Origin of the sequence: Edaphobacter bradus (genome assembly GCF_025685645.1) — a bacterium.
Classification (GTDB): domain Bacteria; phylum Acidobacteriota; class Terriglobia; order Terriglobales; family Acidobacteriaceae; genus Edaphobacter; species Edaphobacter bradus.
On record NZ_JAGSYF010000006.1, the window covers coordinates 30,767 to 43,465 of the forward strand.

A 12,699-nucleotide genomic window follows, 5' to 3' on the forward strand; every position below is an offset into this window, starting at 1 on the left:
GCAAGCAAAAAATTGATCTACGGGTAGGTAAGGTGTTGGACTAAGGCGGGAAATGGGTCTTAATGCTCCCTCCCCCTAAAGGCGCAGCGGTGACAGTAAACGTATACTAATCTCGATCCGGTTATCAGTTCCCCCCGCCGTGCCGCGCGATCCAGGAGCAATGACTTGCTAGATATTCGACACTTGAAGCGGATTAACCTCCAAATGTCCAGCGGGATTGGTAAGAAACCATGAAGATTCGAAGTATTTCGCAATGGTCTACGCTCCTCCCTTTTGTCCTGCATCTTGGGGTTCGAGCTGGCTGGACCCAATCCACCGCCAGTCCTCCCACGCCAATCACGATTGACGCCAGAGGTCCTGAGGCTTTGCCCGAAACCAGCTATCTGCAGCTGGGAAGCAGTGCCTTGGAGAAATCGCCCGCTGGTCACCGCCTTTCGGTAAACAGCCGCTATCTAACCCTCGATGGCAAGCCCTGGCTCCCGGTGATGGGCGAGTTTCACTACAGTCGATATCCGCAGCAATATTGGGAAGAAGAGATTCTCAAGATGAAGGCTGGCGGGATCCAAATTGTGTCCACATATGTTTTTTGGATCCACCAAGAAGAAGAGGAAGGAAGGTTTGACTGGTCGGGCCGACGTGATCTGCGCAGGTTCGTCGAACTCTGCGCCAAGCACGGACTCTACGTGTATCCACGCATTGGACCATGGGCTCACGGCGAAGTCCGAAACGGAGGTTTGCCGGACTGGTTGATCAAGAAGGGTGCGATTCGTGTTAATGATCCCACTTACTTAGGCTACGTGCGGCTCTATTTCGGCGAAGTAGCTCAACAGTTGCGAGGATTGTTGTGGAAGGACGGCGGTCCTGTGATCGGGATCCAAGTCGAGAACGAATATGCGGACCGCGGAACGAGGGGTGGCGCGGCGCATATCGCAACACTTAAAAGGATGGCCATCGAAGCGGGAATAGAAGTGCCTCTCTACACCGTCACGGGTTGGGACAATGCAGTATATCCGCCCCGGGAAGTCATCCCTGTTTTTGGCGGTTACCCGGACGAGTTCTGGCCTGGCGGAGTCGGTGACCTTCCGTCTGATCCCGAGGGCGTGTACCAGTTTCACGTGGCTCCTGCTCCCAGCAACGTCGGAATTTTGCAGGGCACCTCGGCTTCATCGGACGAGGTCAATTTACGGCACTATCCCAGGTTCACGGCAGAGTTGGGCGGTGGAATGCAGGTGGCTTATCATCGACGGCCGGTCATCTCTGGAGATGATGTTGCACCGATTGCGATTACCCAGTTGGGTTCGGGTGTAAACCTACTCGGCTACTACATGTTCCAGGGAGGCACGAATCCGCGAGGCAAACTGAGCACGCTGCAGGAGTCGCAGGCGACGAACTATTCCAGCGATCTCCCAGTCAAGTCATACGACTTCCAGGCTCCTCTGCGTGAATTCGGACAGATGAACGAATCCTTCCGCCAGTTGAAGCTCGTCCACCAATTCGTTCATGATTTCGGAAGCGATCTAGCGCCAATGAGCGCGTTCCAATCGAACGTGGTTCCTTCCGGCGCCGAGGACGGAACAACACCTCGGGTGGTTGCAAGAGCCCACGGTAACTTCGCTTATCTGTTCTTCAACAACTATCTCCGGAATCACCCCTTGCCAGAACACAGCGGTGTACAAGTAGAACTAAAGCTTCCGGGAGAAACAATTACTGCGCCGCGCAAGCCATTCACATTGCCGTCGCAATCAGCTTTTTTCTGGCCCATCGGTATGGATCTCGACGGTGTTCTCCTGAAGTATGCAACGGCGCAACCAGTCGCGCGAATCAAGGACGAGAAAGCGATTTATTACTTTTTCACCGCCTATCCCGGAATTGATTCAGAGTTTGTATTTCGTTCGCAAGAAATTTTGAAACTCGACTCGCCGAAGGGTCATGTTTCCAAGCAGAGCGAACGAGTGTACGTCGATGGACTCGCACCGTCGACCCAGGTGGCCATCCACATCCAATCGGCGACAGGACAGCTGGTTCGGGTTATCCTGCTTTCACAGACCCAGGCTCGGAATTCGTGGAAGATCCTACTCGGCGGTCGCGAGCACCTGATCATCACACCGGCAGATTTATTCGCCGATGGTGACCGCATTTACCTGCGCTCGAGGAACACACACGATTTCTCTCTTTCGATAATTCCGAAAACAAGTGAACGACTTACCTCTAGTCTGCCGATGAAAAGAACCGGAACCGATGGGGCATTTGCGCACTATACCGTTTCAGTTAAATCGAAAGCCGTGATCGCGATACTCGAAAAGACTCGCGATGCTCAACCGTCCTCCCCTGTAAGAACGGGCAAGCCTTTCGATTGGCGAGGAGGATCCGCCGTCGCGACTGTCCCCGACGATGCTGATTTCGCCAAGGCAGCAGTCTGGCAATTGAAGTTCCCAAAAGGGGCGCTCGATGGGTTAAGCGATGCTTTTCTTGATATCGACTACGTGGGTGATGTGGGCCGGTTGTACCAAGGAACAGAATTGTTGACCGATAACTTTTTTAACGGCACGAGGTGGGAAATAGGGCTCAAGCGGTTTGCGCCGGCGCTGTCGCGCGGTCTGCGACTTGAGATCCTCCCTATTCGTAAAGACTCGCCGATCTACATTCCCCGCAGTTCGTGGCCGAAGTTTGACGGACGTTCAGAGGCAATAGAACTGAAATCGGTAAAGATATCTCCAGAATATGAGGTAGAGCTGACGCTGGAGCACTAGCAGACGCCATCCTCCTGCTCACGGCTTTAGCGCCGATGTTGATGTGCAAGCCGAACCAGCAGAGTTGGCTGAAGCGCGAGGGAACCTGCGCTGCTGCCATGAGAGAACCGAATACCAGAACAAAAATCCATTGTCGTTTGAAGGTGGTCATGGAACCTGTGCTCGCCTCGGTGTATTAGTCCGCTAAGCTGGCTTCCTGCCTTGGATTCTGAACTGGGAGGTCGGTTTCCCCTTCTTTCGCTGCCGTTCCGAAATAAATCGATGCCTCTTATAGACAAAAGAAAGTTACTCGATATAAAACAAAACATGTAAAGGGCAAACAAATTTGGGATACCCTTGATCAACGGAAACCGTTTAGACTCCGAAATGCTGAACGAAGAACGGCAAAGAGCGATCCTTGAATTGTTAAGCCGCGACGGCCGCGTGCTAGTAGTGGACTTGGCCGAGCACTTCCGAACCTCCCAGGTGACGATCCGAAAGGACCTCGATACTCTCCACGCGAAAGGGCGAATCCACCGTACTCATGGGGGAGCACTCTCGGTTCGCGAAAGCGCTCTGGAAGATCCCAGCCTTCGGGAAAAGGAGAAGCTGCATCCCAAGGAAAAACTTCAGATAGCCGAGGCTGCGGCCAGAATGGTAACCGAGGGACAGGTCGTCATCCTGGACTCGGGCACCACGACCACTGCCATCGCACGCGCTCTAAAACCGGTTAAGAATGTGACCATCATCACCAACGCGCTCAATATTGCGGCTGAGCTTTCTGGAACGGACTTGGAGGTGATCTTGACCGGTGGCAATCTAAGAAAGAATTCTTTCTCGCTCGTAGGGCCACTGGCAGAAGATACCCTTCGTCGCCTGAACGCGGACATTCTCTTCCTGGGAGTTGATGGTTTCGATGTTCAGTATGGCCTCAGCACTCCGAACCTTCTGGAAGCCAGAGTGAACCGCGCAATGATGGACGTCTCAAAGCTTGCCGTTGCAGTTTGCGATTCAAGCAAGTTTGGAAAAAGAAGCTTATCGATGATCGCTCCGCCTTCGGCGCTCCATGGCGTCATCACAGATCGAGGTATCCCCAAATCGGACCTAAGTGCATTGAAACGATCCGGGCTTGAAGTAACAGTAGTTTAAACCCAGACTAAATCGGAATCTCGGGAATTCGAATTGTCGTTCGGCATGGCCCCAACTTGGTTCATAACACTCGAAACCATGTTGTTTGAGCTCTCGCTTGACAGTATTTCGTTTGATTGCTATTTTTTTCTAAATATTTCTTATATTGCCTATATCATTTCGATAGCTCGACCAGCTTTCGGGAAGGAGAAGCGATTTGATCGACACGCTCGAAGCTCTTCTGAATGCGACAGAGGAAGAAAAGGAAGCCAGAGGGACACGGTATACACCGCACGAGATCAATCAGCAGCCGGCTTCGTGGCGGAGGACTCTGCAAATTTTCGAGGAGCGGCAAAGCGAACTACGATCCTTTCTCAGCGACTCCGGGCTCGATCTGCGAAAGCTGTCACGAAATCTGACGGTCTTTCTCGTCGGCGCGGGCACCTCGGATTATGTCGGTCGCGCTCTGACGTACTTGCTGCGCCGCAAGTGGGGATGTGAGGTCTGGGCGGTTCCCAGTACGGATCTGTTGACCAATCTTAAGGACTTCGTTCATTCAGGGCACCGCTATCTCTGGATTTCATTTTCACGTTCCGGCAACAGTTCCGAAGGCTTGGCTGTGCTTGAGGAGGCGATTGAAGAGCATCCCCAGATCCAACATTTACTGGTCACCTGCAACGAGAAAAGTCGAATGGCTAAGGTCTGCGCCGAGATCCCAGGCCGTGCGTTTGTGGTCGCCCTGGATGAAGGGGTGAACGACCGTGGTCTCGCCATGACGAGTTCTTACACGAATATGGTCGTCGCCGGCCAATGCTTGGCTCACCTAGGATCGCTCTCCCAGTACAGAAAATCGCTCTCCTTGTTGTCGGAAACAGGCGAGCTATTTCTGAAAGCCATCCAGAAAACGGCTCCGTTAATCGTCGAACAAGAGTTTTCAAAGGCTTGCTTTGTAGGCTCAGGGGTATTGCATGCAGTTGCGCAGGAATCTGCTTTGAAGCTATTGGAATTGACGGCCGGGAAAATTCAGACGATGTCAGAATCGACCCTGGGGCTTCGGCACGGTCCCATGTCAGCCCTGGATGAAAATACATTGCTCGTGAGTTTTCTTTCCCAAGACAGACGGCGTCGGAAATATGAAATGGACCTTCTCACGGAGATACACAGGAAGGGACTTGCGAAGCTGCGCGTGGTGGTGTCGCCTGATTTCGCCGATGATTTCGGCCCACTGGCCGACTACGCATTCTGTCTCGATAGCGCGGATCTGCACGACGAATATCGGGCGCCTCTAGACGTCATGTTGGCGCAATCCCTGGGACTGTTTTCGTCGCTAAAGTTGGGCCTGCAACCAGATTGCCCCAGCCCAAATGGTGCGATTAGCCGAGTAGTTGAGCACGTAAACATTTACCGGTAACTCGATGGCGTTCGTCGCGGGTGGAAGACGCCTCCTAACCGCATCGACCTGACATCCAGTGGTCGAGATAGTCGGAACAAATCCAATAAAGGGCTCTGTCTGACAATGCTTCAATCCGAGGAGATCACAGAAGTTTTACTGACCCATCCCCTTGTTCCCACCGGTCCGATCCCCACAGCCTACGACCCCGACGGGTTTTATCCCTATGAGAGCTTCTGCGAAACCAGCAGGAGGCCAGTTTTAAAGAAATACCGCATGGTCTCGATTGAGAACGACCAGATCCGTGTGAAGATCTGTCCGGACCTGGGTGGACGTGTCTGTTCAATTTTTCTAAAAAAGGACGCTGTTGAGACACTGTTTTTTCCCCCCATCGTCAGACCGGTGCGAATTCTACCTCGACAATGCTTTACCGGAGGTGGAGTTGAACTGAGCTTCCCAATCTCCCACAGCCCTGTTGAAACTGCTTCTGTTCTGTATGACGTAACGCGCGATCAGGAGAGGATCTATGTCTGTTGTGGGGAGAGAGAGCTCCGTTTCGGAATGCACTGGACCGTCGAATATTCTCTTGGAGAAAAAGACGCGTTTCTCACTCAGCGCACGGTGTTCCTCAACCCTGATTCTGTCCCTCACCCATGGATGTCCTGGTCGAATGCAGGCGTACCCGCCCGACCAGATACGGAGTTTCATTTCCCCGGAGGACCGGTTCTCCGTCACGCTCGCGAAATGCGCACCATCGACTGGGAGAAAGAGGGTCCGCGACGGCAGTCAGACGTACATCGGATGACTGGGTTTTTCTGGAAGAAGCCAGATTGCTATGCCTTTGGAGTGTTTACTCCAAGTTTGAACGCAGGTCTCTATCACGTGGCCGATCCCTCCCAGGTGCCCGGTATCAAATTGTGGAGTGACGGGATCGGAACAGACCAGGCATGGGTGAGTCAGTATACGCTGGACGGCGAGCAATGCCTGGAGATTCAGGCTGGCCCGCTCGTCGATCAGTCGGTGAAAGACGTCCTGCAACCAGGCCAACGGAGACACCACGTCGAGTACTGGATTCCTTCCAGCACAGCGCGTGAGATTCGACAGATTTCCCTTCCGCAAACAAAGATGAGGACCATGGATAAGGTACCAATTTTCGGTTGGGCGCGGGATGAAGATGTCACCGACTGGCTGAGTCTTACACGCGCAAAGAAGTCAGGCGACGTGAGTCAAATCCCGCAAGCTCCTGACGTCGATAACAACCGCTGGGCAATCAGTGGAATGGCCGACTTAGGTGATGCGCTTTTCTGGGCCGCTCGATCGACAGAAGGAAGCCAGCGCAACAAGTGGTTGTTTCAGTTTGGTGCGTGGCTCTGCGGCCGGGGTGAAACGGACCGAGCCTTGGAGGTTCTGGCGCAGTCCTGTGACGATCGCGCACGCGCATTATCTGGACGCCTTTGGCTTGTGCACAAACATGACCCAATTGCTGCGGCCAATTGCTTTCGAGCGATCAAGTCAGAAGCAATCGCACTTCATCCTCAAGTTGTGATTGAGCGGGATCGGGCACTCGCTGCATTGAGCAAGGAAACTCTCGATGAACGCGGGCGCTGGCTAAAAGCCGTCTCGGCTCTTGACGATGAATGGCTGGCCGAACGGCGAGCCAGCTGGTTGGTTGACTCCGGAGACGCGCAAGCTGCTCTCAATCTACTCCGGAGCACCCGATTCCAATTGGTACACCAGCGATACGAGCGAATTCGATTATGGAAACAAATCGCAACGACTCTTGACTTGCATACGATTGAATACCCTTCGTGGTTAGGAGAGGACGATCTGGCTGAGTTTGGAGCTTATCGCGAACACCCAGAGGTCCAGCAAAGATGATTTGGCGTTTGCTGAATTCAAAATCGCAATATTTGTGAGAAGTATTATGAGAACGGCGCAGGCTAATCTATTTCTTCTGGAGATCGAATGTTGTCAAATTCGCGTCTAGCAGTTTTGGTAACCCTTTCTCTTGTCTTTTGCACGCTTCCCTTTCACGTACGCGCGCAACAAGTAGATTCTCTGCCGATTATGCCGCTGCCGGCGCACGTCGAGCGGGGCGAAGGTGAGTTCCTCATCAACGGGAATTTTGGCGTTGCTCTCCAGGGATATAAGGAACCTCGTCTAGAGCGAGCCCGGCAGCGATTCTTGGATACGCTTTCACGAGAGACTGGGATCCCGCTTTGGCGGGAAGCCGTGATCAACGATCCTCACTTCATAATTAAAGTGGCGGGACCGAGTGCGTCGATTCAGCAACTGGGTGAAAATGAGTCCTACCACCTGAAGATCTCAACGACGAACGTTCAGTTGACGGCTGCAAATCCATTAGGCGTGCTTCGCGGGCTCCAGACATTTCTCCAACTGGTGAGAGTCACGCCCAAAGGTTTCAGCGTTCCTGTCGTGGTGATCGACGACAAGCCGCGCTTCCCTTGGCGTGGACTGCTGATCGACTCCGGGCATCGGTTTGTGCCGATTCCGGATGTGAAGCGCAATTTGGACGGAATGGAAGCCGTGAAACTCAATGTTTTCCATTGGCGTTTTGTCGACAACCAAGGCTTCCATATCGAGAGCAAGAGATACCCGCTGCTGCAGCAGAAGGGTTCGGGCGGCTTCTATTACTCCCAGGATGAAGTTCGGGAAGTGATCGAGTATGCACGTGATCGTGGCATCCGCGTAGTTCCAGAATTTGATATGCCCTGCCACACCGCCTCATGGTTTTTGGGCTATCCAGAGCTTTCCAGTGGTCAAGATCCCAAGAACAGTTCGGCAATAGACCCCTCACGCGAAAGCACGTATAAGTTCCTCGCGGTATTTATAGGTGAAATGGCAACCCTCTTCCCCGATACTTACTTTCACACCGGTGGAGACGAATGTGATTTTAGGGAGTGGGAAGGCAACCTGCGCATTCACGAGTTCATGCAGTCGCACTCGATTAAAGATGGTGCGGCTCTACAGGCTATTTTTACTGCCAGAGTCCAGAAGATAGTCGCGGGGCGCAAGAAAATCATGATGGGATGGGACGAAGTACTTCGTCCCGACACGCCTAAAGAGGTCGTCATTCATTCCTGGCGAGGACCTAAATCGCTTGCTGACGCCGCCCATAAAGGCAACCGAGGTATTCTCTCTTCTGGCTACTACATCGATTTGAACCAATCAGCGGCGGAGCATTACCTGGTCGATCCGTTGGGCGACAATTCATTGACGCTTACACCCGATGAGAAAGCGCGCGTCCTCGGTGGCGAAGCCACTATGTGGACCGACATTGTTTCCCATGAAAATATGGACAATCGCATATGGCCGCGTACTGCGGCGATCGCAGAACGTTTGTGGTCGCCTCAGGAGGTACGCGATGTTGATTCGATGTATAAGCGGCTCTCCCTCGTCTCGGAGAAACTCGAATATTACGGCCTGCGTCACCGACTCATCACCGATGAGATGTTGCAACGCATGACCGGAGATCCGGACCCGGTTGCGCTCAGGATACTTGCTTCTGTGGTACAACCTCCGAGAATTTACGAGCGCCAGCAGCTGCGAACTTTCACTGACTTCACGCCGATCAACCGTCTGGATGATGCAATACCGCCAGAAAGCGAAACTGCGCGTGAATTTAACGTCATCGCAAAACGAATTGCTTCAGGAACGGCAACTTCCGAGGAGTGGCGACAGGCTCGCGACTGCCTGGTACTGTGGCGGGACAACGACGCAAAGCTTCAACCATTGCTGGCTCGATCCTTCCTAACCGAAGACCTCGCGCCGGTTTCGCGTAACCTGTCTCAGGTTGCGGAGATCGGACTCAAGGCTTTGGATGATCTAAAGGAAAAGCGTCTCGTCAGTTCCGACGTGAGGCAGCGAAATATTGAATTTCTAAAATCATCCGCAAAACCGCAGGCAGTGTTGCTGCTAATGGTAGCGCCGTCGGTGGAGTTGCTTGTCGAGGCAACCAGGATTAACTGAGACTTTAGGGGCACCACTTTGATAATGGGCCATCTCCCGTTTCATGCAAGAAATCGATTCAAGTAACGATCAACATAGACGATCAGCGGCCGAAATTGTGGCCACTCGAGTGACGAGCGACCTGCGACTCAACGCCGCAGCGCCCGCCAGCGAATGGCACAACGCAACACCTGTGACCTTCTGCTCTGACTGGCAGGGGATGCATTCGGACATGGAACGTCAGACATCCGTAAGTGTCCTCTGGTCGCTTGAGATGTTGTATGTGCGATTTGTTTGCCGATATCGTGAGTTGCACATGTTCAAGGACGCCGAACCCAATGGGAGACGTAATCGCCTGTGGGAACGTGATGTTGCCGAAGTGTTCTTACAGCCCGACAGATCACAGCTTTCTTGTTACAAGGAATTTGAGATTGCTCCGAATGGTCTATGGCTTGATCTTGATGTGGCGTTTGGTGTCGTTCGGGACTTGAACAGCAACCTGAATCGCTCGGTGAGTGTGAATGCCCAGAAACGTAGATGGGCTGCGGAACTTGCAATCCCGATGCCATGCTTAACGTCCAAGTTCGATCCCAGTTTGGTTTGGTTTGTTAACTTTTTCCGTGTGGAAGGAATTGCGGAGCCGCGGGCATACCACGCCTGGCAACCAACACACGCGCCGACACCGAACTTTCACGTGCCGAGTGCTTTTGGCAGTTTACGCTTCGTTTAGCGGACTTGATTCCTTTTCGGCTGCTGGGCATTCGGTATGATCGTCTCAACTCAGTCGGATGAGTCGGTTCATATAGCGCGCGGAGTGGAGCTAGGTGGGCAGCGTGGCAGTCTGGACCGCATGAGTCACATGGCGCGCAAAGGTAACGCTGCCAGCGCCGCCGTTCGGAGCGCGTCCGTAGCCAAGCGGAGGGATGACCTCTTACCGGTGATCGCTGACCTTCAAGCCACGGGCTGCACCACACCACAGCAAATCGCAAACGCTCTAAACGAGAGGGGCATCACCGCCGCACGTGGTGGCTCCTGGGCAGCCGTACAAGTTCGGCGCATCCTGACATAAGTGCCGGACCGTGACCATTCCCCCTCGCGCGCGTACTGGTCTGGTTGGCGAAAAATCGGATTCTCGCTCATGGACAACTGAGAGCAAGCCACTTGGACCGGTCTCTTACGGAGAATCACTGTGGGGACTTTTGTGGGGAGTACCTGCATGGAAGGGCTTGTATGCACTTGGGTGCCATTTTGCTAACTCACTGATTTGGCAAGAACTTACAGCAATCAACAAAAACCCACAAACCCGTCCAGTAGGTCCGCAAAACCTTTATGCGTCGGTTCGATCCCGACCCGAGCCTCCAAATTCTCCCCAGCTTTACGCGATGCTGCTGGGCCGGACGACACACCTGGCTTGTCACCTCGGTCAAGCCACCCTCGTAAAACGCTAACAACAGTAACGTTCATTGCAGCAGTTCTTTGCCGGCCTGCTCGCGCACCATGTACTCGGCGTACCAGTCCGTCCAGTTCTCGTCGCGCTGCCCTCCGGTGCGCTTCTCGTGCTCGCCGTGAGCCGCCGCCGCACGCCGAAGCGCACTCGCGAGATCGTTTGCCGACGCGAAGCTCGTCGTCGCGGGGTCGATGCGACCGGGCAGCCGCGTCGTGACCTCCTGGAACAGCCAGCCGTTGCCGTCCGGATCACGGAACGAGGCGAACGAGCGGTAGCTGCGATGCTCGGGATCCGGACCGCTGACCCGGATCCGCCCGAACAGGTAGGGCTCGTCTGTGCCACCGTATCCGACGGCGGCACCGTGGAATACCTCGCTGACCTCGACTCCGCGCCGGAGCAACTCTTTGTGGGCGGCCTCGATGTCGGAGACGATAAGGTACAGGCCTTGGGCGGAGCCGGGTGGTGCCGCGGTGACGTTCTTACCGAAGATGACCGAGCATCCGGAGCCAGGCGGCGTGAACTGGATCACGCGGAAGTCATCACCGGCGACGATGTCGGCGTCGAGCCGCCACCCGAGCCTCCCGTAGAACTCCTTCGCGCGGTCTACATCCGAGACGGGGATGACGACGATCTCGAACTTCATGTCGGCTTTCGGGACGTTGGTCGCGACGTTACTCTGGACTTCATTTGCCATGTTGTTTCCTCCTATGCTGCTCTGTGAACAGTTAGCTAGCTTTGGCGAAGATCACATCCGACTAAGTTCCTCCACCTCTTATGGGTTGGGCAGCCCCTGTGACAAGATCGTCCGGGCCCCTTTTGGGTCTGACCTGTGGTGCGTAGCGCGGTCGTGAACGTGCGCGGTGGGAGTACGGTCGATCAGCAGGCTAAGCAATTCCGGCCGGCTGTAGTGACCTCTCGAGTCCACCACATGCTTCCGCTTGTCGATCAGCGTGAAATCGAGGTCGACGGTGACTTCACCTTCGCCCGAGCGGATGGGTTGACCCAGTATGCTCCCATCAGGTGCGATGATCGCAGTGAAGCAACCGCCGGAGATCGGGCCGAGATCGGCGATGCCCGTGTCCGCGGCAATTTGAGCCTGCTGGTCAGCATCCAGCCAGGCTGTGGCGCAAACGACAAAGCACCCAGACTCCAGTGCATGCTGCCTGACCGCGATCTCCGCCCTCTCCGCAAACCCATCGCCGAACATGGAGCCGGGGAACATCGCAGAGTGGATCTGCTCGCCATCGGCCATCATCGCGTACCGTGCGAGAGGGTTGTAGTGCTCAAAACACGCCAGTTGACCAATGCGTGCGACCTTGCTGTCAACAGCCCGCAGACCTGAGCCATCGCCCTGGCCCCAGACAATGCGCTCGTAATGGGTGGGCGTGATCTTGCGTCGTCTTTGAATCAACGTGCCGTCGGCATCAAAGAGAAGCTGCGTGTTGTAGATAGTTCCGCCGTCACGCTCGTTGACGCCAATGGAGACAACGACGCCCGCCTGCCTGCAGGCCTCGCCGATCGCTTCGGTGGCAAGAGATGGCACCGTCACTGACTGGTCAAGCAGCTTCAGGAGTTCACCGCCGCGAAGGATTTGATAACCGGACTGCACGATCGAAAAGTAAGGATAGTAGGGCACCACAGTCTCCGGGAACGTGGCGAACTGCACCCCCTGCTGCCCAAGCTCATGAATCTTCCGAACAACCCTTTCGACCGTCCCCTCGCGACTATAGAGGACGGGACTAATTTGGACCGCACTTGCTTTAACAATTTTCATTTGCAATCTCCTTTGGTTATGGAAATAGCATTTCGAGGTTAGACCTTAGACACTCAGGCCGCTTTTGCCGGCGCGGTGAATGTCGCCGCATTCTTCCTGACGAACTCCTGCACGCTCAGCGGCTCTTGCCCCGTGAGCGTGAGGACGTCGTCCGACATCCGGTCGTAGCGTCCCGCGCGGTGCAGATCGGCCATCGTCGCGAGGTAGCCCAATTTCACCTCGTCCTGCGGGTTGACGTAAAGGCTGCTGCGTTTCGTTTTGA

General features: G+C 54.5%; 10 protein-coding genes. 7 read left to right on the forward strand and 3 right to left on the reverse strand.

All coding sequences use genetic code 11. The features are described from left to right. The first annotated feature begins 230 nt into the window (after positions 1-230). The 7 genes from OHL16_RS18750 to OHL16_RS20420 all read left to right on the forward strand — a co-directional run bounded on the left by OHL16_RS18750 (position 231) and on the right by OHL16_RS20420 (position 10,285). Positions 231-2,750, forward strand: a complete 2,520-nt coding sequence (locus OHL16_RS18750; RefSeq protein ID WP_263368734.1) for a beta-galactosidase — start codon at positions 231-233, stop codon at positions 2,748-2,750. Between the two features lie 366 nt (positions 2,751-3,116). Next, positions 3,117-3,878, forward strand: coding sequence for a transcriptional repressor AgaR (agaR, locus tag OHL16_RS18755; RefSeq protein WP_263368735.1), 762 nt, complete (start codon positions 3,117-3,119; stop codon positions 3,876-3,878). Between the two features lie 196 nt (positions 3,879-4,074). Beyond that, positions 4,075-5,268 (forward strand): SIS domain-containing protein, encoded by a 1,194-nt coding sequence (locus tag OHL16_RS18760; RefSeq protein WP_263368736.1) that lies wholly within the window; start codon positions 4,075-4,077, stop codon positions 5,266-5,268. A gap of 105 nt (positions 5,269-5,373) precedes the next feature. Then, entirely contained in the window at positions 5,374-7,125 is a 1,752-nt protein-coding gene (locus OHL16_RS18765; protein ID WP_263368737.1) for a DUF5107 domain-containing protein, read from the forward strand. A gap of 87 nt (positions 7,126-7,212) precedes the next feature. Beyond that, on the forward strand, positions 7,213-9,237 hold the full coding sequence (locus OHL16_RS18770; protein WP_263368738.1) for a beta-N-acetylhexosaminidase: 2,025 nt from the start codon (positions 7,213-7,215) through the stop codon (positions 9,235-9,237). 43 nt (positions 9,238-9,280) lie between these two features. Next, positions 9,281-9,946 carry a carbohydrate-binding family 9-like protein gene (locus OHL16_RS18775; protein ID WP_263368739.1) on the forward strand — a complete coding sequence of 222 codons (666 nt, stop codon included), beginning with the start codon at positions 9,281-9,283 and terminating at the stop codon, positions 9,944-9,946. Positions 9,947-10,075: 129 nt separating this feature from the next. After that, positions 10,076-10,285 (forward strand): recombinase family protein, encoded by a 210-nt coding sequence (locus tag OHL16_RS20420; RefSeq protein ID WP_396127225.1) that lies wholly within the window; start codon positions 10,076-10,078, stop codon positions 10,283-10,285. A gap of 391 nt (positions 10,286-10,676) precedes the next feature. Here OHL16_RS20420 and OHL16_RS18780 read toward each other — a convergent pair whose 3' ends face one another. From OHL16_RS18780 to OHL16_RS18790, 3 genes are all read right to left on the reverse strand, one after another. Next, the gene (locus OHL16_RS18780) at positions 10,677-11,357 is read right to left on the reverse strand and encodes a VOC family protein (RefSeq protein ID WP_263368740.1); all 681 of its coding nucleotides are present in this window, start codon (positions 11,355-11,357) and stop codon (positions 10,677-10,679) included. Positions 11,358-11,435: 78 nt separating this feature from the next. After that, positions 11,436-12,437: a nitrilase-related carbon-nitrogen hydrolase gene (locus tag OHL16_RS18785; protein ID WP_263368741.1), complete on the reverse strand. Its 1,002-nt coding sequence runs from the start codon at positions 12,435-12,437 to the stop codon at positions 11,436-11,438. A 53-nt stretch (positions 12,438-12,490) separates the two neighbouring features. Continuing rightward, positions 12,491-12,655, reverse strand: a complete 165-nt coding sequence (locus OHL16_RS18790) for a hypothetical protein (protein ID WP_263368742.1) — start codon at positions 12,653-12,655, stop codon at positions 12,491-12,493. Positions 12,656-12,699 lie beyond the last annotated feature (44 nt).